The sequence below is a fragment of the Atopobiaceae bacterium genome, assembly GCA_022483015.1.
Lineage (GTDB): Bacteria > Actinomycetota > Coriobacteriia > Coriobacteriales > Atopobiaceae > JALCUE01.
On the sequence record JAKVOB010000001.1, the window covers coordinates 2050588 to 2074359 of the forward strand.

Annotated in this window: 21 protein-coding genes; 4 read left to right on the forward strand and 17 right to left on the reverse strand. The window is 66.9% G+C overall.

Annotation, left to right across the window (positions count from 1 at the left end; genetic code table 11):
- Positions 1-69: 69 nt before the first annotated feature.
- The 8 genes from LKE50_08860 to uvrA all read right to left on the reverse strand — a co-directional run bounded on the left by LKE50_08860 (position 70) and on the right by uvrA (position 10326).
- Positions 70-786 (reverse strand): ABC transporter ATP-binding protein, encoded by a 717-nt coding sequence (locus tag LKE50_08860; protein MCH3968697.1) that lies wholly within the window; start codon positions 784-786, stop codon positions 70-72.
- Positions 783-1661: an ABC transporter ATP-binding protein gene (locus LKE50_08865; GenBank protein ID MCH3968698.1), complete on the reverse strand. Its 879-nt coding sequence runs from the start codon at positions 1659-1661 to the stop codon at positions 783-785. Before LKE50_08865 ends, LKE50_08860 begins: the two co-directional genes overlap by 4 nt.
- Positions 1654-2745 (reverse strand): branched-chain amino acid ABC transporter permease, encoded by a 1092-nt coding sequence (locus LKE50_08870; protein ID MCH3968699.1) that lies wholly within the window; start codon positions 2743-2745, stop codon positions 1654-1656. Before LKE50_08870 ends, LKE50_08865 begins: the two co-directional genes overlap by 8 nt.
- A gap of 3 nt (positions 2746-2748) precedes the next feature.
- Complete coding sequence (locus LKE50_08875; protein ID MCH3968700.1) at positions 2749-3630, reverse strand: branched-chain amino acid ABC transporter permease; 882 nt, start codon at positions 3628-3630, stop codon at positions 2749-2751.
- Positions 3631-3814: 184 nt separating this feature from the next.
- Positions 3815-5053, reverse strand: a complete 1239-nt coding sequence (locus LKE50_08880) for an ABC transporter substrate-binding protein (protein MCH3968701.1) — start codon at positions 5051-5053, stop codon at positions 3815-3817.
- A 158-nt stretch (positions 5054-5211) separates the two neighbouring features.
- On the reverse strand, positions 5212-6933 hold the full coding sequence (locus tag LKE50_08885) for a murein biosynthesis integral membrane protein MurJ (protein ID MCH3968702.1): 1722 nt from the start codon (positions 6931-6933) through the stop codon (positions 5212-5214).
- A gap of 1 nt (position 6934) precedes the next feature.
- Positions 6935-7435, reverse strand: a complete 501-nt coding sequence (ybaK, locus tag LKE50_08890; GenBank protein ID MCH3968703.1) for a Cys-tRNA(Pro) deacylase — start codon at positions 7433-7435, stop codon at positions 6935-6937.
- 2 nt (positions 7436-7437) lie between these two features.
- On the reverse strand, positions 7438-10326 hold the full coding sequence (gene uvrA / locus LKE50_08895) for an excinuclease ABC subunit UvrA (protein ID MCH3968704.1): 2889 nt from the start codon (positions 10324-10326) through the stop codon (positions 7438-7440).
- A 231-nt stretch (positions 10327-10557) separates the two neighbouring features.
- Between uvrA and LKE50_08900 the strand changes: the two genes are divergently transcribed.
- Entirely contained in the window at positions 10558-11304 is a 747-nt protein-coding gene (locus LKE50_08900; GenBank protein ID MCH3968705.1) for a 3-oxoacyl-ACP reductase FabG, read from the forward strand.
- Between the two features lie 5 nt (positions 11305-11309).
- Here LKE50_08900 and LKE50_08905 read toward each other — a convergent pair whose 3' ends face one another.
- From LKE50_08905 to LKE50_08915, 3 genes are all read right to left on the reverse strand, one after another.
- A complete protein-coding gene (locus LKE50_08905) occupies positions 11310-11750 on the reverse strand; it encodes a YhcH/YjgK/YiaL family protein (protein MCH3968706.1) in 441 nt (146 codons plus the stop codon).
- A 174-nt stretch (positions 11751-11924) separates the two neighbouring features.
- Entirely contained in the window at positions 11925-12932 is a 1008-nt protein-coding gene (locus LKE50_08910; protein MCH3968707.1) for a GGGtGRT protein, read from the reverse strand.
- Between the two features lie 18 nt (positions 12933-12950).
- Entirely contained in the window at positions 12951-13685 is a 735-nt protein-coding gene (locus tag LKE50_08915; protein ID MCH3968708.1) for a hypothetical protein, read from the reverse strand.
- 291 nt (positions 13686-13976) lie between these two features.
- Between LKE50_08915 and LKE50_08920 the strand changes: the two genes are divergently transcribed.
- From LKE50_08920 to LKE50_08930, 3 genes are read left to right on the forward strand one after another with little or no spacing between them, the layout of a single operon-like run.
- Positions 13977-14870 carry an Mrp/NBP35 family ATP-binding protein gene (locus LKE50_08920; protein MCH3968709.1) on the forward strand — a complete coding sequence of 298 codons (894 nt, stop codon included), beginning with the start codon at positions 13977-13979 and terminating at the stop codon, positions 14868-14870.
- Position 14871: 1 nt separating this feature from the next.
- Complete coding sequence (locus LKE50_08925; GenBank protein MCH3968710.1) at positions 14872-16119, forward strand: NAD(P)/FAD-dependent oxidoreductase; 1248 nt, start codon at positions 14872-14874, stop codon at positions 16117-16119.
- On the forward strand, positions 16116-17795 hold the full coding sequence (locus tag LKE50_08930; protein MCH3968711.1) for an FAD-binding protein: 1680 nt from the start codon (positions 16116-16118) through the stop codon (positions 17793-17795). Before LKE50_08925 ends, LKE50_08930 begins: the two co-directional genes overlap by 4 nt.
- Before the next feature lie 27 nt (positions 17796-17822).
- Here the strand turns inward: LKE50_08930 and LKE50_08935 are convergent, their stop codons facing one another.
- From LKE50_08935 to coaE, 6 genes are all read right to left on the reverse strand, one after another.
- Positions 17823-19061 (reverse strand): flippase-like domain-containing protein, encoded by a 1239-nt coding sequence (locus tag LKE50_08935; protein MCH3968712.1) that lies wholly within the window; start codon positions 19059-19061, stop codon positions 17823-17825.
- Positions 19062-19293: 232 nt separating this feature from the next.
- Positions 19294-19572, reverse strand: coding sequence for a PTS sugar transporter subunit IIB (locus LKE50_08940; protein MCH3968713.1), 279 nt, complete (start codon positions 19570-19572; stop codon positions 19294-19296).
- 12 nt (positions 19573-19584) lie between these two features.
- Positions 19585-20079, reverse strand: coding sequence for a PTS sugar transporter subunit IIA (locus LKE50_08945; GenBank protein MCH3968714.1), 495 nt, complete (start codon positions 20077-20079; stop codon positions 19585-19587).
- A gap of 79 nt (positions 20080-20158) precedes the next feature.
- On the reverse strand, positions 20159-22294 hold the full coding sequence (uvrB, locus tag LKE50_08950) for an excinuclease ABC subunit UvrB (GenBank protein MCH3968715.1): 2136 nt from the start codon (positions 22292-22294) through the stop codon (positions 20159-20161).
- 202 nt (positions 22295-22496) lie between these two features.
- A complete protein-coding gene (locus LKE50_08955; protein ID MCH3968716.1) occupies positions 22497-23093 on the reverse strand; it encodes a lytic transglycosylase domain-containing protein in 597 nt (198 codons plus the stop codon).
- Positions 23090-23728, reverse strand: a complete 639-nt coding sequence (gene coaE / locus LKE50_08960) for a dephospho-CoA kinase (protein MCH3968717.1) — start codon at positions 23726-23728, stop codon at positions 23090-23092. The genes LKE50_08955 and coaE overlap by 4 nt, the downstream gene beginning before the upstream one ends.
- Between the last annotated feature and the right edge of the window lie 44 nt (positions 23729-23772).

Below are 23772 nucleotides of genomic sequence, written 5' to 3' on the forward strand. Positions count from 1 at the left end.
ACGGGCCCGCCGGCTTCACGCCGGCGGGCCCGTCATTCGCTCTTGCCTGATCCAAGCCCGCTTGCGGCCTCACCCGCCGAGATAGGCCTTCCGCACACGGTCGTCGGCGGCGAGCTCGGCTGCCGAGCCCTCCATCGACACGGCACCCGTCTCGAGCACGTAGGCACGGTCGGCGATGGAGAGGGCCATCTGGGCGTTCTGCTCGACCAGCAGGACGGTTGTGCCCGTGTCGTGCAGCGTCTCGATGATGTCGAAGATCTCCTGCACGAGGATGGGCGCAAGCCCCATGGAGGGCTCGTCGAGCATGAGCAGGCGCGGCTTGCTCATGAGGGCGCGCCCCATGGCCAGCATCTGCTGCTCGCCGCCCGAGAGGGTGCCGGCGCTCTGGTTCTCGCGCTCCTTCAGGCGGGGGAACTTGTCGAAGACCACCTCGAGGGTCTCCTTGGCCTCCGCGTCATCGCGGGTGAAGGCGCCCATGTCGAGGTTCTCGCGGACGCTCATCTGCAGGAAGACGCGCCTGCCCTCGGGGCACAGGGCGATGCCCTTGCTCACGATCTTGTGGGCGGGGATGCCGGTGAGGCTCTCGCCCTCGAACTCGATCGTGCCGCGCTTGGGACGCAGGAGGCCGGCGACCGTGTTGAGCGTCGTCGACTTGCCGGCCCCGTTGGCACCGATGAGGGTGACGATCTCGCCCTCGTTCACCTCGAAGGAGATTCCCTTCACGGCGTGGATGCTGCCGTAGTAGACGTTGATGTCATCGACCTTGAGCATGCTCACAGGCCTCATGCCTCCTTCTGCTTGCCGAGATAGGCCTCGATGACCTGTGGGTTTCCCTGGATGTCGGCAGGGGTGCCCTTGGCGATGATCTTGCCGTAGTTGAGCACGGCGATGCCCTCGCAGATGCCCATCACGAGGTCCATGTCGTGCTCGATGAGCATGACCGCGATGCCGAACTGGTCGCGGATCTTGCGGATGTTGGTCATGAGGTCGGCCGTCTCGGACGGGTTCATGCCGGCAGCCGGCTCGTCGAGGAGGAGCAGCTTCGGGTTGGTCGCGAGCGCGCGGACGATCTCGAGCCTGCGCTGGGCCCCATAGGGAAGCGACCCCGCGACGTGGCCCGCATAGACGGCCATGTCGAAGACGTCGAGCAGCTCGAGGGACCTCTCGTGGAACTGCCGCTCGCTCTTCCAGTAGCGAGGCGTACGCAGGATGCCGCTCCACATGCCGCAGGAGACCTGGTTATGGAGGCCGATCTCGACGTTCTCCTCCACCGTGAGCGACGAGAAGAGCCTGATGTTCTGGAAGGTGCGGGCGATGCCTGCCGAGCTGGCCTTGGCCACGCTCATGCCGGCCGTGTCGGTGCCGTCGAGCAGGATGGTGCCGCGCGTGGGCTGGTAGACCTTCGTGAGCAGGTTGAAGACCGTGGTCTTGCCGGCACCGTTGGGGCCGATGAGGCCCGCGATCTCGGTCTTGCCCACGGTGAGGTTGAAGTCCTCGACGGCATGGAGGCCACCGAAGTCGATGCCGAGGTGTCGGCACTCGAGCACGGGCGTCTCGTCCACGTCGCGCTCAGGGACGATGTAGTCGCTGGGCAGCGGCACCATGCGGGTCTGCTCCCCGGCCTTCTCGGCGCGCTCCACCTCGTGGATGGGCTCACTCATCGACCTCGCCCCCTTCCGTAGACAGGCCCTTCGAACGTCTGAACGAGCCAAGCAATCGGTTCTTGAGACCATGGAAGAACAGCCTCAGCGTGGGGTTGTTGGTCACGATCATGACCAGGATCAGCACGATGGCATAGATGAGCATGCGGTAGTCGGAGATGACGCGGAGCATCTCGGGCAGGAGCGTGAGGACCGTCGCCGAGACGATGGAGCCACGGATGTTGCCCATGCCGCCGAGCACCACGAAGACCAGGATGAGGATCGAGGTGTTCATGTCGAACTTCTTGGGCACGATCGTGGAGTAGTTCATGGCGTAGAGGGCCCCGGCCATGCCCGCGAGCACCGCCGACACCACGAAGGCCATGAGGCGGTACTTGGTGACGTTGATGCCGACCGACTCCGCCGCGATGCGGTTGTCCCGCACGGCCATGATGGCACGGCCCGACCTCGAGTGGATGAGGTTCAGCACCACGAAGAGGCAGAAGAGGATGAGCACGAAGCCGGCGACGAAGGTCGACAGCTTGTCGATGCCGACCGCCCCCTGGGGGCCGTTGATGAGGATCGTGCCCCCGTGCATGCCGAGCGAGTTGGCATCATGCATCGAGAAGTGCAGGCCGGCGTCATCAAGGCCCACATAGAAGTTGTTGAGCAGGTTCTTGATGATCTCGCCGAACGCCAGCGTCACGATCGCGAGGTAGTCGCCGCGCAGGCGCATGACAGGAATGCCGATGACGAAGCCGGCCACGCCCGCGAGGATGCCGCCGATGACGAGCCCGCAGACGAGGAGGAGCGCGCTGTTCGCGATGCTCCCCTTGAGGCAGGCCACGGCCACGACGCCCGAGAAGGCGCCGATGCTCATGAAGCCGGCATGGCCCAGGGAGAGCTCCCCCGAGATGCCGACCACCAGGTTGAGCGAGATGGCCATGCAGATGTAGGCGCAGATGGGAACCAGCAGGCCCGTGAGCGAGTTGGTGAGCGAGCCCGTCGACACGAGCGTCTGCACGATGATGAAGGCGACGGTGACCATGAGGTAGGTCACGAGGTTCGAACGACTCGTCTTGCTTATCCCCTTGAGGGCTCCCATCGTCTACACCTTCTCCCTGATCTGCTTGCCGAGAAGGCCTGCAGGCTTGATGAGCAGCACGACGATGAGGACGCCGAAGACGATGGCATCCGAGAGCTGCGTGCCGATGTATGCCTTGGCGAAGATCTCGATGATACCGAGAAGGACGCCACCGAGGACGGCGCCGGGGATCGACCCGATGCCACCCAGGACGGCGGCCGTGAAGGCCTTGATGCCCGGCATGGAGCCCGTGGTGGGCATGAGCGTCGGGTAGGCGCTGCAGAGGAGGACGCCTGCGATGGCGGCAAGGCCGCTGCCGATGGCGAACGTGAGCGAGATGGTGGAGTTGACGTTGATGCCCATGAGACGGGCCGCGCCCTGGTCCTCGGAGCAGGCGCGCATCGCCTTGCCCATGCGGGTCTTGGTCGTGAACAGGGTGAGCCCGACCATGATGACGGCACACGAGAGGACCGTCACGACCGCGACCGCGGTGATGGTGAGCTGCCCGTCGAAGAGGACGAGCGAGGGGAGGTCCACCACCGAGGTGAACGACTTCGGGTCAGACCCCCAGATGAGCAGGGCCGCGTTCTGCAGGAAGTACGACACGCCGATGGCCGTGATGAGGACGTCGAGCGAGGGGGCGTTACGCAGGGGCTTGTAGGCCAGCCGCTCGATCACGATGCCGGCCACGGTGCATCCCGCGACGGAGAGCAGGACCGCCAGGAACGGGTTCAGGTTGAGGTAGCTCATCGCGCAGAAGCAGATGTAGCCACCCACCATGATGACGTCGCCATGGGCGAAGTTGAGCATCTTGGCGATGCCATAGACCATCGTGTATCCCAGGGCGATGATGGCATACACGCTCCCGAGTGAGAGTCCGTTGATCAGGTTCGAGAGAAAGTCCATCCATCCCTCCTCACTTGAGGTTTCGAGATCCTACGTTCGATCGTGCGACCCGTCCCACCATAGCCGAGAGGGACCTGCGCCATTGCGACATATGGCATATGTTGTCCATCCCGAAACAGGGCTGGCGGAGGTCGGTTGCGACCCCCGCCAGGCGTGAGACCATAATTATTGCAGGTGCTCGGCCCTACATGGCCGCGTAGGCACCGTTCTTGATGACCATGCCCTTCGGGGCCTTCGAGACCTCGCCGGTGTCCGACCAGGTCATGCCCGTGCCGGTGAGCCCGTCATAGGTGAAGTCGGAGGAGGTGATGGCCTCGACCAGCTTGTCGCAGAGGTCCGAGATCGACAGGTCGGCCGTGGCCGACGACTTCTCGATGGCCTGCTTGATGACGTAGACGCAGTCGTAGGCATCGGCCGCGAACTGGTTGGGCGTGTCGTCGTAGTTCTTCTTGTAGGTGGACACGAACGTCTGGGTCTTGTCGTCGGTGGCATCAGCCGTGAACGGCGTGAGGAGCATGACGCCCTCGGCGAGCGTCGTGTCGAATCCCTCGAGCGTGAGGAGTCCGTCGAGGCCGTCGGTGCCGAAGAACTTGGGTGCGTAGCCGAGCGTGGAGGCCTGCTTCAGGATGAGCGATGCGGGCGTGTAGTAGATCGGGAAGAAGATCAGGTCCGCGCCGTTGTTCTTGGCATCGTTGATCTGCACGGAGAAGTCGGTCGCCGTGTCGTCGGTGAACGTGGTGGTCGAGACGATGCTGAGGCCCACCGTGGCCGCCTCCGAGGCGAACTTCTTGTAGATGCCCGTGGAATAGGTGTCGGAGTTGTTGTAGATGACGGCGATCTTGGTGCCCAGCGACTGCTTGGAGATGTAGTCAGCCGATGCCGTGCCTTGGTTGGGGTCGGTGAAGCACATCTGGAAGACGTTGCTCTTGCGCGGCGTCGAGACGTTGCCGTTGTCGTCAGGCTGGCCGCCGATGACGTCGGTCGAGCTGGCCGAGGGCGTGAGCTCGAACATGTTGTCGGAGTTGGTCTCGGCCGAGACGGCCACGCAGGGCGCCGTCGTGGTGGTGCCCACGAGCACCTGCATGCCCCAGTCCTTGAGGTTGTTGTAGGCGTTGACGGACTTCTCGGGGTCGTGCTCGTCATCCTGGAAGTTGTAGTCGAACTGCACGGACCCCGCGGCGGCGTTGATCTCGTCGATGGCCACCTGCGCACCGTTCTTGCAGGCGCCACCGTAGATGGCGGCAGCACCCGTGACGGGGCCGATGCCGCCGACCTTGAACTTCGCGGTGCTTCCCGACTCCGAGCTCGACGAGCTGGACGAGCTGCCGCAGCCTGCAGTGGTGAGGGCTGCGGCGCCGACGACGCCTGTGGCCCCGACGAGCTCGACGAACTTCCTACGAGAGATCGACTTTGCTGATGCCATGTGCTCCTCCTTGCCCCTGACGCCACGTCCTCCCGAGTGCTCCCCCTGGGACGCGGTGCCTGACCGTCCGCTTAAGATGCGGTGCCACGCATGGTAGCGCATCCATGGCAGGGGGACGCCCACATCGAGGTGCCGTTAACACGCTCGAATCCCAGGCCTCAGCGATGCAGGACCCTGGCGACCATCGTGCGGATGGAACGGGCCTCGGGCATGTGCAGCGCGGTGGCGAGGCCGAACGTCACGAGGACGGCAGGTATGCCACCCCCGATGATCGAGGAGAGGGCCGCCACGAGGTTCGGGACGTCATCAGGCAGGAACCCTGCGATGAGGGCCGAGACGAGCATCCCGACGATGCCACCGACGATGCCGAGGCCGAGGGCCTTGAGACCCGTGCCGATGATGCCCCTCATGCCGATGTGGCCGAGCTCCTTCCTCAGGCTCACGAGCGTCACCGCGTCGACCGCCAGGAAGAAGGCGGCAGACGAGTAGGCGACGATGTTGAGGCCGAACACCGGGGCGGCCGCGAGGCAGACCACGATCTGGATGACGCCGGCCACGACGCTCGCCGCGGCATAGATGCCCATGCGACGCAGCGACGAGCAGACCTTCTGCAGGTAGGTGCACACGCCATAGAGCGGCAGGGAGAGCGCGAGGGCACCCAGGTAGGAGGCCGTGGTCCCGATCTCTGCCGTGTCGAACTTGCCGAACGCGAGCAGCGAGATGAGGCTGTCCGAGAAGACCGCCAGGAAGATCGAGAACGGGATGAGGAAGAAGAGGATCTGGGAGATGCCCGACGAGATCCCCGAGACGAATCCCCGGTGGTCGTGCTTGCTCACCATGGTCGAGAGCTCGGTGAACATGGCCGTCGTGATGGGGACGGCGATGATGGCATAGGGCAGCGTGTACCAGAGCCGGGCATAGTAGGCGATCGATGCCCCCTGGTCGGTCACCGCCAGCGCCGCCGTCGACTGGACGGAGCAGGTAGCGAACGAGACGACAGTGGCTATGAGGGTCGGGGCGCCGATGATCAGGGTCTCCTTGAGGAGGTGGTCGTGCCAGTCGATGTGGAGCGTGAGGTGGACCCCGTGGCGGCGCATCGCAGGGAGCTGGACCACCACCTGCATGGCGACGCCTGCCGGGTTGCCGATGGCGAGGATGAGCATGGCCAGGCCCGGGTTGGAGGACGAGAGCGCCGCATAGGCGAAGAACGACGCGGTGCACACGACGTTGTTGATGATGGGCGCCGCGTTGCTCCAGAAGTAGTCGCGCTCGGCGTTGAGGATGCCCGAGACGACCGCCGAGAGGCCATAGAGCACGATCTCTATCGCGAAGAAGCGGAAGAAGTAGACGGCACGGTCGGCGTCGAAGGTGGACGACGCGGTGAACGACTGGGTCCAGATGAACTGCACGGCGAAGACGATGCCCAGCACCGAGAGGGCGCCCATGAGCAGCAGGACGATGGAGAGGAGGTTGGATGCGTACGCGTTGGCCGACTTCCTCCCCGAGCGCTCCTTGCACGAGAGGTAGACCGGGAGGAAGGACGTCGCCAGGAGGCCACCCATCACGAGCTCGTAGAGCTGGTTGGGCAGGTTCGAGGCCACGGTGTAGCAGCTCGAGAGGAGGGTCGTCCCCAGCGCGAAGGCCTGGCCCCAGGTCCTCAGGAACCCCGTGAGGCGGCTCACGATGACGAGGGCGCCCATCATCGCCGCCGAACGCCCGACCTCGTCTCCAGCGGCGCCTTCGGAAGGTCGGTCGGCCTGGACCTCGTCTCCCTCCGGGCTTGCCAAGGAGGTGTCGGGGTCCTCGGGCACGGGGTCCTGGCAGGCGGGGGCCACGTCGGTCGGCCGCTGCCCCTTCTGATGCTTCGGTTGGTGGATCATGTCAGACCCCCTGGGTCAGGTCGGCGAGCTTCGCGTGGGTGAACGCCACGAGCGCGGCAGGAGCGACCTCGAGCTGGATGCCCCGCGCGCCACCCGAGACGCAGATCGTGTCGAAGAGCTGGGCCGTCTCGTCGATGAGCGTGGGGAAGGCCTTGCGCATCCCCACGGGCGAGCAGGCCCCCCGCTGATAGCCGCAGACCGGCTCGAGGTCGGCCACGTGCATCATCGAGAGGGACTTCTCCCCTGCCGCTGCCGCGGCCCGCTTGAGGTCGAGCTCGAGGTCCACGGGGATGCAACAGACCACATGGTCGCCCGCGGGGCTCACGCAGACGAGCGTCTTGAAGTCTCGGTCCGGGTCCTGCCCGAGGCTCCGCGCGATCTCGACGCCCAGGCCGTGGCCCGGGGTCTCGGCCGCCTCGTAGGTATGGAGCACATAGGGAACGCCACCGCGCTCGAGCTCGCGCATGGCATTGGTCTTGGGTGCCCTCTGCCTGCGGGACATGCTCACTCGCCCGCCTTGGCGTCGAGGGCGTCCTGGGCGGCGCGCGTGTGCTCCAGCACGGGCGCGAGGAAGCGGCCCGTGTAGCTCTGGGGACATGCCGCGACCTGCTCCGGCGTGCCAGCACAGACCACGGTGCCACCGGCGTCTCCCCCCTCGGGCCCGAGGTCGATGAGACGGTCGGCGACCTTGATGACGTCGAGGTTGTGCTCGATCACGAGCACGGTGTTGCCCGCGTCGACCAGGCGCTCGAGCACGTCGAGGAGCTGGCGCACGTCCTCGAAGTGGAGCCCGGTGGTGGGCTCGTCGAGGATGTAGAAGGTCTTGCCGGTCTGCCGACGGTGCAGCTCCTTGGCGAGCTTCACGCGCTGGGCCTCGCCGCCCGAGAGCGTGGTGGCGGGCTGGCCCAGCCTGATGTAGCCCAGGCCCACGTCGTAGAGGGTCTGGAGCTTGGCCTTGATCTGCGGGATGTTCTGGAAGAAGGCGAGGGCCTCGGTGACCGACATGTCGAGCACCTGCGCGATGTTCTTGCCGTGGTAGGTGACCTCCAGGGTCTCGCGGTTGTAGCGGGCACCGTGGCAGACCTCGCAGGGCACGTAGACGTCGGGCAGGAAGTTCATCTCGATCTTGATCTGGCCGTCGCCCTTGCAGGCCTCGCAGCGCCCTCCCGAGACGTTGAACGAGAAGCGCCCCGGCGAGTAGCCACGAGCGCGGCTCTCGGGGGTGGAGGCGAACAGCGCCCGGAGGTCGTCCCAGAGGCCGATGTAGGTGGCCGGGTTGGAGCGCGGGGTGCGCCCGATGGGGCTCTGGTCGACGTCGATGACCTTGTCGATGAGCTCCACGCCGGTGAGCTTCTTGTAGGGGCCGACCGGACGGGTGCTCCTCTGCACGAGGTTGGTGAGGGCGGGTGCCAGGGTGTCGGTCACGAGCGAGCTCTTGCCGCTGCCCGACACGCCCGTCACCACGGTGAGCGTGCCTATCTCGACCTCGGCCGTGACGCCCTTGAGGTTGTTGCAGGTGGCGCCCGTGATCCTGAGCTTGCCGCGACGGGGCTTCCTGCGCTTGTCGGGGAGGCGTATGAGACGGTCGCCCCTGAGGTAGGCACCGGTGAGCGACTCAGGCGAGGCCATGATCTGCGCAGGGGTACCCGCGGCCACGACCTTGCCGCCGCGCTCGCCGGCGCCCGGGCCCATGTCGATCACGTAGTCGGCCGCCCGGATGGTGTCCTCGTCGTGCTCGACCACGATGACCGTGTTGCCCATGTCGCGGAGGCGCTCGAGGGTCTTGATGAGACGGTCGTTGTCGCGCTGGTGCAGGCCGATGGACGGCTCGTCGAGGACGTAGAGCACGCCCATGAGGCCGGCGCCGATCTGGGTGGCCAGGCGGATGCGCTGGGCCTCGCCGCCCGAGAGGCTCCTCGAGGCGCGCGCCAGCGTGAGGTAGTCGAGGCCCACGTCGACCATGAAGGCGAGCCGGGCGCGGATCTCCTTCACGATGGGACCACCTATGACGAGCTGGCGCTCCGAGAGCTCGAGGTTCTCGAAGAAGTCGAGGCTCTCGCGGCAGCTCATGCGGCACACCTCGTCGATGTTCCTGTCGCCCACCGTGACGGCCAGCATCTCGGGCTTGAGACGGGCCCCGTGGCAGGTGTCGCAGGGCTCCTCGCGGATGTAGCGCTCGAGACGGGCACGCATCTGGTCGTTGGTGGTCTCGGTGTACTTCTCGAAGAGGATGGAGCGCACGCCCGAGTACTTGGTGAACCAGTGGGTGTCTCGACCGTCCACGGTGCGGTAGTCCACGCGGACCTTGGTGGCACCCATGCCGTCGAGGAGGGCCACCCGGACCTTCTTGGGCAGCTTGTTCCAGGGGGTCTCGTCCGAGACCCGCAGGTGCTTGCAGACGGCCGAGAAGATCTGGGGATAGTAGTTGGACTTGCCGAAGAACGAGCCGAAGACCCCCTCGGCCACGGACTTGGTCGGGTCCTCGATGAGCGACTCGGCGTCCACGACGCGACGGACGCCCAGCCCGTCGCAGTCGGGGCAGGCGCCGTAGGGTGCGTTGAACGAGAAGTCGCGGGGCTGGAGGTCGTCGATCGAGTGGCCGTGCACGGGGCATGCCAGCGCCAGTGAGTACTGCAGCAGCTCGCCCGGCATCCCCTCGGGGTCGTCCTTGTCGGGCAGGAGCCAGACTCCCACCTTGCCCCCCGCGAGCCGGGTGGCCGTCTCGACGGCCTCGGCGATGCGGCCCAGCGAGGTCTCGCGGATGACGATGCGGTCGACCACGACCTCGAGGGTGTGCTTGAGCTTCTTGTCGAGCGTGACGTCCTCGTCGAGGTCGCGCACCTCGCCATCGATGCGCACGCGCGAGAAGCCCTCGCGCCGCAGGTCCTCGAGGAGCTTCGTGTACTCGCCCTTGCGACCGAGCACCACGGGCGCGAGCACGTAGGCGCGCCTTCCCGTGCCGGCGGCCAGGACCTTGTCGGCCACCTGGTCGGTGGTCTGGCGCTCGATGACGCGGCCGCACTCGGGACAGTGCGGGATGCCGACGCGCGCATAGAGCAGGCGCAGGTAGTCATAGATCTCGGTCACCGTGCCCACCGTGGAGCGCGGGTTCTTGGAGGTCGTCTTCTGGTCGATCGACACGGCCGGCGAGAGGCCGTCGATGGAGTCGAGGTCAGGCTTGTCCATCTGGCCCAGGAACTGCCGGGCATAGCTCGAGAGGGACTCCACGTAGCGACGCTGGCCCTCGGCATAGATCGTGTCGAAGGCGAGGCTCGACTTGCCCGAGCCCGAGAGCCCCGTGATCACCACGAGCTTGTCACGCGGGATGGTGACGTCGATGTCTGCGAGGTTGTGCTCGCGTGCGCCGCGGATGACGATTGCGTCCTGTGCCATGTGCCTAGCTACCTCGCTGTCCTTCGTCTCTCCGTGACTGGTGCGTCAGGGGCCTCCTCCGAAGAGGCCAAGCCTTTAGTTTAGCCACTGGGGCAGGACCGACGTCGCGACATGGCGCGCTCCATGGTATCCGCGTGCGAGAGGGGCGAGGTTTACGGAGCCGCCCGTTGGGGAATGCTGTTATTGTACTTCCCGTAGTAACATATACGTCCCGACAGAGAGGAACCGCACATGCTACTCGAAGGAAAGGTCGCCGTCGTCACCGGAGGAACGCGCGGCATCGGCTACTCGATCGTGACCACATACCTGCGAGAGGGCGCGAAGGTCGCCCTGTTCGGCAGCCGTCAGGAGACCGTCGAGGCGGCGCTGGCGAACGTCCGCGCGGAGCTCCCGGACGCAGAGGTCATGGGGCTTGCCCCGGACCTCAGGTCCGCAGCTGCGGTCACGGACGCCCTCGACCAGGTCAAGGCGGCCTTCGGCTCGCTCGACATCCAGGTCAACAACGCCGGCATCTCGCAGTCGACGCCGCTGCTCGACTACACGCAGGACGACTTCGACAAGGTCCTCGGGATCAACGTCGAGTCCGTCCTCGTCTGCAGCCAGGCAGCCGCACGGGTCATGGTCGAGGAGGGCGGCGGCGTCATCCTCAACACCAGCTCGATGGTCGGCACCTACGGCCAGGCCTCTGGCGTTGGCTACCCCGCGTCCAAGTTCGCCGTGAACGGCATCACGCGCTCGCTCGCCCGCGAGCTCGGCCCCAAGCACATCAGGGTCAACGCCGTGGCCCCCGGCGTCACCGCCACCGACATGGTGACGGCGCTGCCCCAGGAGTGGCAGGACAAGCTCGCGGCCTCGGTGCCGCTGGGACGCATCGGCACACCGCAGGACGTGGCGAACGCCTTCCTCTTCCTGGCGAGCGACATGGCGAGCTACGTCACGGGTGCGGTGCTCCCCGTTGACGGCGCCACGCAGGTCTAGGGTCCCTAGTCCACTGCCACCTTGACGACGACCTTGCGCTCGGCCACGGGGCCGGCCACGCAGCAGGCGGGCTTGTGTGCCTCCTCCGGGCTCACGGCCACGAGGTCGCCAGGGGCAAGGATGACGGTCGTGGCCACGTCCGGCCCCGCATAGAGCGCGAAGTCGCCTTCCTCGTCATAGGGCTTGGTCTCGGCAAGGCCGCAGACGGGCGTGACAAGGAAGGCCTCCGTGCCCGACACCACGTACTGGACGTCGAAGTAGCGCCTGTGGGCCTCGTAGTCCTTGGACTCGGCAGGCACCGTCGTGACGTCCATCACCTTGGCGAAGACCCTCTCGCCGTCGATGTCGTAGCGACCGGGGTCGAGGGTCGCGAGGTCGTCACGCCCCAGGAACGCATAGGCCGCGCGGAAGCGGTCCGAGAGGTAGTCGTACTTCGTTGCGAGCATCGGTTCTCCTTATGGGTCGGTCATGGCCCCAGCCACAGACGGCCGGGTTCTGCCGTCCCCGATGCTACCCGCTCCGCCGCGCGTCTCAGGCCATGGTGCGGCGAGCGGTATGACAAGGGGCCCCGACGAATCGGGGCCCCTTGGTTCACGCGAAGCATGGACGGGTAGCGGACGCTACTTGTTCATGGCCTCCTCGACCGCGACGGCGCAGGCCACGGTGGCACCGACCATGGGGTTGTTGCCCATGCCGATGAGACCCATCATGTCCACGTGCGCAGGCACGGAGGAAGAGCCGGCGAACTGGGCGTCGGAGTGCATACGGCCCATCGTGTCGGTCATGCCGTAGGAGGCAGGGCCGGCACCCATGTTGTCGGGGTGCAGCGTACGGCCGGTGCCGCCGCCGGAGGCCACGGAGAAGTACTTGAGGCCCTTCTCGACGACGCGCTCCTTCTTGTACGTGCCCGCGACGGGATGCTGGAAGCGGGTGGGGTTGGTGGAGTTGCCGGTGATGGAGATGTCGACGTCCTCATGCCACATGATGGCAACGCCCTCGCGGACGTCGTCGGCACCGTAGCAGTTGATGGCCGCACGCGGGCCATCGGAGTACGAGATGGTCTCCACGACCTTGAGCTCGCTCGTGTAGTAGTCGAACTGCGTCTTCACATAGGTGAAGCCGTTGATGCGGCTGATGATCTGCGCCGCATCCTTGCCCAGGCCATTGAGGCAGACGCGGAGCGGGGTCTTGCGGGCCTTGTTGGCGTTCATCGCGATGCCGATGGCGCCCTCGGCGGCCGCGAAGGACTCGTGGCCCGCGAGGAAGCAGAAGCACTTGGTGTCGTTGCCCAGGAGCATGGCACCGAGGTTGCCGTGGCCGAGGCCGACCTTGCGGTCGTCGGCGACGGAGCCCGGCACGCAGAAGGCCTGCAGGCCCTCGCCGATGCACTTGGCCGCCTCAGGGGCGGTCTTGACGCCGCGCTTGATGGCCAGGGCGCAGCCGCAGGTGTAGGCCCAGACGGCGTTCTCGAACGCGATGGACTGGACGCCCAGCACGAGGGCGCGGGGGTCGATGCCCTTGTCCTTGCAGATCTTCTCGCACTCCTCGAGAGAGGAGATGCCGTTCTCGGCGAGAGCCTTGTTGATCGTGTCGATACGGCGCTCGTAGCCTTCGAAAGTAACTGCCATTTGTATGTCCCTCCCTCTCTACTCGGTGACCGGGAACGTGCTGGCGACGGAGTGGGTCTCCTTGTCGGTACGCGGGTCGATGTACTTGGCGGCGTTGTCCCACTGGCCATAGTGGCCCATGGCACCCTGGATGGCGTCGGCGGGGGCGTCACCCTTCTTGAGGGCGTCGGTGAACTTGCCGAGGTTCAGGAACTCGAAGGCGATGATCTCGTCCTTGTCGTTCAGCGCGATGCGCGTGACGTAGCCCTGGGCGAGCTCGAGGTAACGGGCGCCCTTGGCCGCGGTGCCGTACATGGTGCCGACCTGCGAGCGCAGGCCCTTGCCGAGGTCGTCGAGGCCGGCGCCGATGGGAAGGCCGCCCTCGGAGAAGGCGGTCTGCGTGCGGCCGTAGACGATCTGCAGGAACAGCTGACGCATGGCGACGTTGATGGCATCGCAGACGAGGTCGGTGTTGAGCGCCTCGAGGATGGTCTTCTTGGGGAGGATCTCAGCCGCCATGGCGGCGGAGTGGGTCATGCCGGAGCAGCCGATCGTCTCGATCAGGCACTCCTCGATGACACCCTCCTTGACGTTCAGCGTGAGCTTGCAGGCGCCCTGCTGGGGTGCGCACCAGCCGATGCCATGCGTCAGACCGGAGATGTCCTTGATCTCCTTGGCCTGGACCCACTTGCCCTCCTCAGGGATTGGGGCAGGACCGTGGTATGCGCCCTTGGCAACCGGGCACATGTTCTCCACTTCAGTCGAATACTGCATGCCTCTCCTCTCATCTTTCCCACAAGCGACCGCAGGAGAGGACTCCCGCGCCGCATCGGACAAACCTCTCAGATGATAACGCGAATCCGAGGTCGCCGACACGGCGACGAGGCATATCCACCGAGCGAACGGGCGGATGTCGCCCGACGTGACGTACCTGTACAGCCCTGGCTGTACAACCTTGGCAGCGCTCTTCCGATGGCGTGCCGCGCAGGCATGCCCCACGGGTAGAATGACTCTCGACGAACAGGTTGCCGGCCTCTTGGGACCGGCTTGGAAGAAGGGCGAGAGATGGCAGCACAGGACCAAGGAGCCGAGAGGGACGAGCAGGGTGTCCCGACCTTTGACGCGAACGCGCTCTCGAGCGTGCACCATGTGATCGGCGTCGTCTCGGGCAAGGGTGGCGTGGGCAAGTCGCTCGTCGCGGGCACGCTCGCCGTCGAGCTGGCACGGGCCGGCAAGCGCGTCGGCGTCCTCGACGCCGACATCACCGGCCCCTCGATCCCCCGCATGTTCGGGATGGGAGGGGCACATGCCACGGCGCTCGGGAACCTGTTCCTGCCCGAGGCCACCGAGGGCGGCATCAAGGTCATGAGCGCCAACCTCCTGCTCGAGCACGAGGACGACCCGGTGATCTGGCGCGGGCCCATCCTCGCCGGGGCCATCAAGCAGTTCTGGAGCCAGACCGACTGGGGCACCATCGACTACCTGCTCTGCGACATGCCCCCCGGAACGGGCGACGTGGCGCTCACGGTGTTCCAGAGCCTGCCGGTGGACGGCATCGTCATCGTCACGAGCCCCCAGGACCTCGTGAGCATGATCGTGGGCAAGGCCGTGAACATGGCCGAGAAGATGGGCGTCCCCGTGCTGGGCCTCGTCGAGAACATGAGCTACGTCACCTGCCCCGACTGCGGCGCGAGGATCGAGGTCTTCGGCGAGTCCCACCTGGCCGAGACGGCCGAGGGCTACGGCCTCGACGTCCTGGGCCGCATGCCCATCGACCCCGCCTTCGCGCAGATGTGCGACGCCGGTACCATCGAGGCCGACCTGCCCGCCGACCTTCTCCCCGACGCCGTGGCCACCATCCTCGACCTCCCCGAGCATGAGGTGGCGCACCCCAACGAGGAGGTCGACGCCGACGCCGGCACCACCGTGGGCGGCTGCCCCAGCGAGAGCAGCAGGTAGCATGCCGAGGGTGCACGCTCAGACGAGGGCGAAGGCCCACCAGGAGGCGATGCGCAAGGCTGCCGGGACGGCGGTCCCCGACGCCTGCGACGTCTGCGTGGTAGGCGGCGGTGCCGCGGGGATCGTGGCGGCCATCGCCTCGGCCGAGGCCGGCGCCACGACGGTCGTGCTCGAGGCGGCACCCGAGGCAGGGCGGACCATCCTCGCCACCGGCAACGGCCGCTGCAACTTCTGTAACGCGGACCTCGACCCCGCCCGCTACAACGACCCCGCCTTCGTGGGTGCCGTCATGGGGGCCGACCCGCTCCATGACGTCCTGGGCCTGTTCGCCGACTCCGGCCTCATCTGGACCGTCGAGGACGGCCGCTACTACCCCCGGAGCCTCTGCGCGACGTCGGTGCGTGACGTCCTCCTCGCCCGTGCCGAGGCCGCAGGCGTCGTGATGGCCTGCGCCCGACCGGTCGGGCGCGTGAGCCACGACGCAGGAGGCATGTGCGTCGGATACGAGGGGTCCTTCTCGCCAGGCACGTCGCATGTCCTGCATGCCGCGACCGTCATCGTCGCCACCGGGGGCACCTCCGTGCCCCAGGGCCTCGAAGGGTCCGTGGTACCCCGCTCGCCCGTGCTGTGCTCGCTCTCCTGCACCACGCCCATGGTCGACCTGGCACGGCTCGACGGCAGGCGCGTCCGCGGCGAGGCACGGCTCCTGCGCGCCGGCACGCCCATCTACCACGAGTCCGGCGAGGTCCTCCTGCGCACCTATGGCATCTCGGGCATCGTCACCTTCGACCTCTCGAGAAGGGCGTCGGCCGGCGACGTCATCGAGCTCGACCTCGTGCCCGAGCTCGATGACACGTCGCTCGCGGCACACGTCCGCGCCCATGGCTCGCTCGACGGTGCCCTCGACCCGATGGTCGCCTCCGAGCTCGCACGCCATACGCACGACCCGGCGGAGCTCGCCCATGCCGCCAAGCACCTCACGCTCCTCGTGGACGGCCCGGCCGACGCCGAGCACGCCCAGGTCACGCGAGGCGGTCTTGCCACGAGGTGCTTCTCGGCATCGACGCTCGCGTCCCATGAGGAGCCGACGCTGTTCGCCTGCGGCGAGGCCCTCGACGTGGATGCCGACTGCGGCGGGTTCAACCTTGCCTGGGCCTGGACGAGCGGCATGGTCGCCGGGCGTTCCGCGGCGGCCACCGCCCTCTCCCCATCCCACACACCCGCACCCACGGAAGGTCCATCCCTATGATCGAGGTCTCTGGCATCCGCATCCCCGCCTACAAGCTCGACGGCTCCGCCGACAAGGAGCACCGTCTGGTGATGCGGGCCGTGCTCAACAAGGTCCACGAGGCCCCCGACGCCATCACCTCCATCGAGCTGCGACGCCGCTCCGTCGACGCCCGCAAGAAGGCCAACGTCCACCTCACCTACACCGTCCGCATGACCTTGAGGGGCGGGGCCAACGCCGAGCGCGACCTCCTCGCACGCCTCGAGGCGCACCATAACGCCGGAGGCGTGAGGCAGGTCACGGACGAGACGCCCCACCTCCCCCTGCGCTCCACGTGGTCCCTCGAGGGGCGCCCCGTGGTGGTGGGCGCGGGGTGTGCCGGCCTCTTCTGCGCCCTGGCGCTCGCATCGGCGGGCCTCGAGCCGTTGCTTGTCGAGCGCGGCGATGACGCCGAGCGAAGGGGCTCGACCGTGCATGGCTTCAACGCCACGGGGACGCTCGACCCCGAGAGCAACATCCAGTTCGGCCTCGGCGGCGCCGGGACCTTCTCGGACGGCAAGCTCTCCACGGGCACCAAGGGCCCGCGCAACCGCCTCGTCCTCGAGACGTTCGTGGAGGCAGGGGCCCAGCGCGAGATAGCCTGGGACGCAAAGCCCCACATCGGCTCAGACGTCCTCCCCGGCGTGGTCACCAACCTCGTGCGACGGATCACCGAGCTGGGCGGCGAGGTCCGCTGCCGCTGCCGGCTCACCGGGCTCGACCTGGCGGACGGGACCGTGCGCGGAGTCCGCCTGGAGCGGCGCGAGGAGGGAGGCCTCGTGGTGGAGGAGCGCGTCCCCACCTCACAGGTGGTCCTCGCCTGCGGCCACTCCGCACGTGACATGTTCGAGCTCCTCCGTGACTCCGGCGTCGCGCTCGAACGCAAGACCTTCGCCATGGGCGTGCGCATCGAGCACCTCCAGGCAGACATAGACCGTGCCCAGTACGGCGACGCGGCCGGCAACCCCGCCTTGGGAGCTGCCCCCTACAAGCTCGTGGCGCACCTCGGCGAGGGCAGGAGCGCCTACTCGTTCTGCATGTGCCCCGGCGGCTTCGTGGTGGCGGCCGCGTCCGAGCCGGGCGGCGTCGTGACCAACGGCATGAGCTATGCCGCGCGCGACGGCCTGAACGCCAACGCGGGCCTCCTCGCCAACGTGCGCCCGCAGGACCTCGACGGGGACGACCCCCTGGCGGGCGTCCGGCTGCAACGCCGCTGCGAGCAGGCGGCCTTCGCCGAGGGAGGCGGCGCGTTCGTGGCACCGGCGCAGCTCGTCGGCGACTTCCTCAAGGGACAGCGCTCGAGCGCGGCGGGGCGCGTATGCCCCACCTACCCGCGCGGCGTCTCGTGGGGATCGGTCGAGGGGTGCCTGCCCGACCGGATCGTCGAGACCCTCAGGGCCGGCATCCCCGCCATGGCCCGCCACCTCAGCGGCTTCGACGCCCCTGACGCCGTGCTCACCGGGGTCGAGACCCGCTCGAGCTCACCGGTGCGCGTGCCCCGCGGGACCGACGGCCAGTCCGTGAGCTGCCGAGGCCTCTTCCCTGCAGGCGAGGGTGCGGGATACGCCGGTGGCATCATGAGCGCCGCGGTGGACGGCCTCGCGGCTGCCGATGCGGTCATCGCAGCAGCGAAGGACGCGGCCTCAGGCCTGTCCTAGGGACGGCCCCGCGACAGCGTAGGCACCTCAGTGGTGCCGGCCCCTCCCCTTGAGCGCCCGCTTGAGGTCCACGCTCGCGCTCTGCCGCCGCGCCGAGTGCCTGCGCAGACGTGACGCGGCGCTCCCCGACCGGCTCGCCAGTCGGTGCCAGCGGTAGTTGAGGCTCTCGTTGGCATCGGACCTGAGACCAAGGAGCGGGGTGGCCGCCAGCACGGGCAGGAAGTACTCGACCATACGCCAGACCACGAAGCCGGCCGCGCCCTCCCCCGCGAACAAGGGACCGAACAGGAGCGCGAACCCGCCCTCGGCACCGAAGGTGCCACCTGGGAGCGGGATCGCCGACGTCAGCAGCTCGAGCATGGACCCCGATGCCAGACAGGTGAGCAGGTCGGCGGGCTTGCCGAAGGCATTCAGGACGAACCAGGGAAGCGCATACAGGCAGCCGAGCTGGAACAGGGTGAGCAGCAACGTGGCAACCATGTTGCCGACGTTGCTCGCAGCAGCCTTGAAGCCGTCGGAGAACTCGAGCACCTGCGTGTTCACGACCTCGTTCCAATGGTCGAAGTCCTTGAGCCAGCCCCGCTTCGAGAGGAAGCGCAGGACCCAGTTGCCGAGCTTGACGATGAAGTTGGGGAAGAGGCAGACCACGAGAAGGGCTGCGACCTCGAGGATCTTGAACACGAACAGGAGCGCCCCGATGATGACGAAGCCCCCGAAGTTCTCGAGGAAGTAGTCAAGGCGGAAGATCAGCATGAGGGCCGCGAAGATGCCCTCGCCGGCCTCGTACATGATGAAGCGCGTGTACTGGACGGCACCGGCGCTGCCCATCGAGAGGCCCGCGCGCGTGAGCCGATAGATCTGGGCAGGGGCACCCCCCGTGCCGTTGGGCGTCAGGTTCGAGAAGAAGATGCCCGAGGCCTCGACGCTCATGAGGTCACGGATGCCCAAGGGACAATGGGGGTCCGAGATGATGGCCATGACATAGGCCATGACGCCCACGGCGTAGTAGACCACGTAGGCGAGCATGGCGGCCACGACCCAGGCCTTGTCCACGGTTGCGATGGAGGAGAGGAACTCCCCCATCTGACCGGAGAATACGAGGTAGCAGACATAGGCCACGGCGACGGCGGCCAGGAACAGGATGCTCTTGCGAACGGTGGAGTAGTTATCGGCCTCGGCCTCGGCCTGCGCGGTCGGGACGGCATGGTTCGAGGAGACCTTGGTGGTCACCTTGGACTGCGTCTTCTGCTTGTATGACCGGGCCATCGCACCTCATCTCGGGGCAGGAACGCGCTAGGCATCCATACTACAAGAGTCCCTGAACCCGCGAGTCGCGAAAGGTGGCAGGCGGGGTTAGTCCATGCCGTGCCCTCGCCCTTTGCAGGCAGCGACACCTCAGAGACCATGAGACGGCACGCATGTCGGTATCCGAATCATCCCGCGCCCTGAGCGGCGAGGACGTGAGCCGGGAACACCTGACACCGCCTCACCCCGTGACCTACGAGATCGCCTTGATCAGCTTCTCCAGCTCCTCGTCCTGGCCCATGCCGGTGAGGAAGCACACCCCGTCGAGGACGGGGATGTTGAAGGTGTCGTCGGTCTTCACCACTGAGATGTAGGCATCCGCCGTCTTGAGGTAGTGGCGCAGCGACTTGATGTCAACGGCCTCGACGTCCGCCTCGATCCCACGGTCCTTGAGGAGCCTGGTGACCTTGCTTGCGACCGTCTGCGAGGTGGCCACGCCCGATCCGCAGGCAACGATTATCTTTGGAACCATCTGATCCTCCTGTCAGCGAGCGGGGCGCACGTCATCGTCCACGAGGTAATCCGTGAAGGCACGGACCATGCCCTCGCCTGTCGTCTGTGCCATGATACCAGCCACGACCGACGCGTCCATGAAGAGGTTCATGAGGCCTTGGAGCATCTCGACCTGTGCGCCGTCGCTCGTGATGCCGAGGTTGATGATGAGCCGGGCGGACACGTCGCCTCCCATGCCTGCCATGGCCTCGAACTCGATGGGATTGGTCGGCCGCACGATGGCCACATAGGGCCTGAGCACGAAGGACGGGTCCGTATGCGGGATGGCGATCTGGGCCCCCTTGGTCACGAGCCCCGTGGGATAGCTCACCTCGCGGGCGATGACGGCCTCGAGCCAGCCTTCGCCCACATAGCCGCCATCCCTGAGCTGTGGCTCGATCCTCCTGAAGACCGTCTCCCGGTCCTGCGAAACGTCATCGAAGAAGACGAGCTCGGGCTTGAACAAGGAAGAATCTATCGGGGTCATGCGTTGCATCCCTTCGGGGTATGGCACTCAGATGACCGTGCCATCGTACCATCTGCCAGCGCGGAAGGGGACCGAGCCCTCACTTCTTATGCGGATGGTAACGTCTGCGCGTGGCGTGGGCGCTCCCCTTGCGGGCCCCGGCCTTGAGGCGGGCCATGACCTCCTCCTCCGAGGTCCCCTCGGCCGCGCTCTTGAGGCTCACGAGCTGGTCGCGCAGGGCGGCTGCCTCCTCGTAGTCCATGTCGGCGCTCGCGGCGGCCATGTCCTCCTCGAGGGTCTGGATGAGACGCGCCATCTCCTCCTTGGGAAGGTCTTTGAGCTCCGAGGCCACCGAAGCCGCAGCCTCCGCCGCAGGGGTCGTGAACTCGCCGTTCACGCGGTCGCGCTTGTCCACGTTGGCCGACGCCTCCGAGATGAACCCCGAGATGTCGTTGATCGCCTTGCGCACCGTGCGCGGCTCTATGCCGTGCTCGGTGTTGTAGGCCTCCTGGATCGCGCGTCGACGACGGGTCTCGTCGATGGCGACGCGCATGGAGTCCGTGACGTCATCCGCATACATGATGACCTCGCCCGAGACGTTACGCGCGGCGCGTCCCATCGTCTGGATGAGGCTCCGCCGGTTGCGCAGGAACCCCTCCTTGTCGGCATCGAGGATCGCCACGAGCGAGACCTCGGGGATGTCGAGGCCCTCGCGCAGCAGGTTGATGCCCACCAGGCAGTCGATCTTCCCCTGGCGCAGGTCCCTGATGATGTCCACGCGGTCGAGGGTCTTGGTGTCGGAGTGCATGTAGTTGACCTTGATGCCCTCGTCGAGCAGGTGGTCGGTGAGGTCCTCGGCCATCCGCTTGGTGAGCGTGGTCACGAGCACGCGCTCGTGCCGGGCAGCGCGGGCCCGGATCTCGTCCACGAGGTCGTCGACCTGCCCGCGAACGGGGCGCACGTCGATCCTTGGGTCGAGGAGCCCCGTGGGACGGATGAGCTGCTCGACCGTCTGCTGGCTCACGGACTCCTCGTAGTCGCCGGGCGTGGCCGAGACATAGAGGAACTGGGGGATGCGGCTCTCGAACTCATCGAAGCGCAGGGGCCTGTTGTCGAGCGCCGAGGGAAGCCTGAACCCGTGTTCCACGAGCGTGACCTTGCGCGAGCGGTCGCCCTCGTGCATGCCACGGATCTGCGGGATCGTGACGTGGCTCTCGTCGATGATGCAGAGCATGTCCTTGGGGAAGTAGTCGATGAGGGTGTATGGGGGCTCGCCGGGCTTCCTGCCGTCGAGGTGGCGCGAGTAGTTCTCGATGCCGTTGCAGTAGCCCATGTTCTCGAGCATCTCGAGGTCGTAGGCGGTGCGTTCCTTCAGACGCTGGGCCTCGAGCAGCTTGCCCTCGCCCTTGAGCTGTGCCAGGCGGCTAGTGAGCTCGTCGTTGATGGTCTCCAGGGCATGGTTCACCTTGGGTCGCTCGGTCACGTAGTGCGAGGCAGGCCAGATGGGGATGGCGTCGTACTCGCGCAGGACCTCACCCGTGACCTCGTCGACGTCGGCGATGAGCTCGACCTCGTCGCCGAAGAACGAGACGCGCAGGGGATGCTCCGCATAGGGAGGGAAGACGTCGATGACGTCCCCGCGCACGCGGAAGGTCCCGCGCGAGAGGTCGAAGTCGTTGCGGTCGTACTGGATGTCGATGAGGTTGCGGATGAGCTCGTCGCGCTCGAGCGGGACCTCCTTGTCGACGTTTGGGGCGAGCCCCGCGTAGTCCTGGGGGCTGCCGATGCCATAGATGCACGAGACGGAGGCCACGCACACCACGTCGCGCCGCGAGAGCAGGCTCGAGGTGGCCTGGTGCCTGAGCTTCTCGACCTCCTCGTTGATGGAGGCGTCCTTCTCGATGTAGGTGTCCGACTGCGGGACGTAGGCCTCGGGCTGGTAGTAGTCGTAGTACGAGACGAAGTAGACCACGGCGTTGTGGGGGAACAGGTCGCGCATCTCGCCGGCCACCTGGGCGGCGAGCGTCTTGTTGGGCTCGATGATGAGCGTGGGCTTGTTCACGGCCTCGATGGTCTTCGCCATCGAGAAGGTCTTGCCGCTGCCCGTGACCCCCATGAGGGTCTGGTAGCGCAGGCCGTCGTCTACGCCCCTTGCCAGCTTGGCGATGGCCTGCGGCTGGTCGCCGGAGGGCTCGTAGGGAGCCACCACCTCGAGGGGTACGCCCCCCTGCTCCATCCCGAAGCGCTTGAGCTCGCCGCCGAAGCGCTCCGGCGCGGCAGACGTGCCGCTCGCACCAGGATGTGCCAGCGAGAGGTCACGCGCGATGTCCTCGTCTTCCGTGCTGTCCATGGCCCCTCCCCTGCCCGACTCGTGGCTCCAGTGTAGCGTGTCATGGCAGGGGCGTACAGACGTTCGGTGCCGTCCGCCCCGGGACGACCTAGGCCGCGAGAAGCCCGTCCGGATAGCAGCGCCGGTAGGATGCGTACGCATCGTTCACCCGCGTGAGGTAGGCACGGGTCTCGGCATAGGTGATGGAGCCTGCGAAGTCGCTCCCCTGGGACCTCCAGACCGACACGTTGCCCAGGCCGGCGTTGTACGCCGCGACGACCTCGTCGGAGGTGTCGAGGTTGTCTTGCAGGTATCCGAGGTACGCACACCCGTACTCGATGTTCGTGGCCGGGTCGGTGAGGTCGGCCGGATCGTAGGCGTTCCCGTCCACCAGGCCCATGTCGGCGACCTCCTGGGCCGTCTCGGGCATGAGCTGCATGAGGCCGACGGCGCCGGCAGCCGAGGAGGCGTCGTCGTCCCAGCCTGACTCGCACTTGATGATGGCGCAGGCGAAGAGCGGGTCGATGCCGTGCCTGGTCGCGGACTCCTCCACGAGGTCGGCATGGCTCACCGGGCAGAGCACCTGACGCGTGAGGCCGATGGGACCGTAGGTGAGCCCCACCGAGACAACGGCGAGCACGAGCATGGCCACGAGGGGGACCGTTCGGAACCAACGCCAGAAGCGTGGCTTGGAATGCCTGCTCATGACAACATGCCCCCTGGGACGGACTTCCAGCCACCCTTGGCGCGGGACCGCCACCATGCGTCCACCGCCAAGACGAGCGCCGACTCGGTACCCGTGTTGTCGATGATGGTATCGGCGTGCTCGCAGAGGTAGGCGTCGCTCGGCTGGGCCGACACGCGCCGGTCGAAGTCGGCCGCGTCCATGCCGCGCCCCTGCGCACGGACGCGCCTCGCGCGGAGCGGGCAGGTCACGGCCATGACCTCGTCAGCCAGGGGAATCAGGTCGATGACGCGGTCGAGCAGGGGTATCTCGACCACGCAGACGTCAGGTCTGGTGGCACAGCACGGCACGTCGGTGAGCTGGCGGGTCAGCTCGGCCTTGATGGCCGGCATCTCGATCCCCTCGAGGAGGCGTCGCGAGTCATCGCTCACGAAGGCGCGTGCGGCGAGAAGGGCACGGTCGAGCTCGCCCGTCTCGGGGTCGACGAGGTCGTCGCCGAAGGCCTCGGCAAGGTCTCCCTCGATGTCTCCCCCAGGTCGGCAGACGTCGCGCGAGACCTGGTCGAGGTCGATCCTCATGGCACCGTGGCCCTCGATGAGGCGGGCGACGGTCGACTTGCCTGAGGCGATCCCCCCGGCAAGGAAGACGGTATACACGGGTGAGACCTCCTCGGGTGCGTTTTGGGTGTGGGCCCATCATG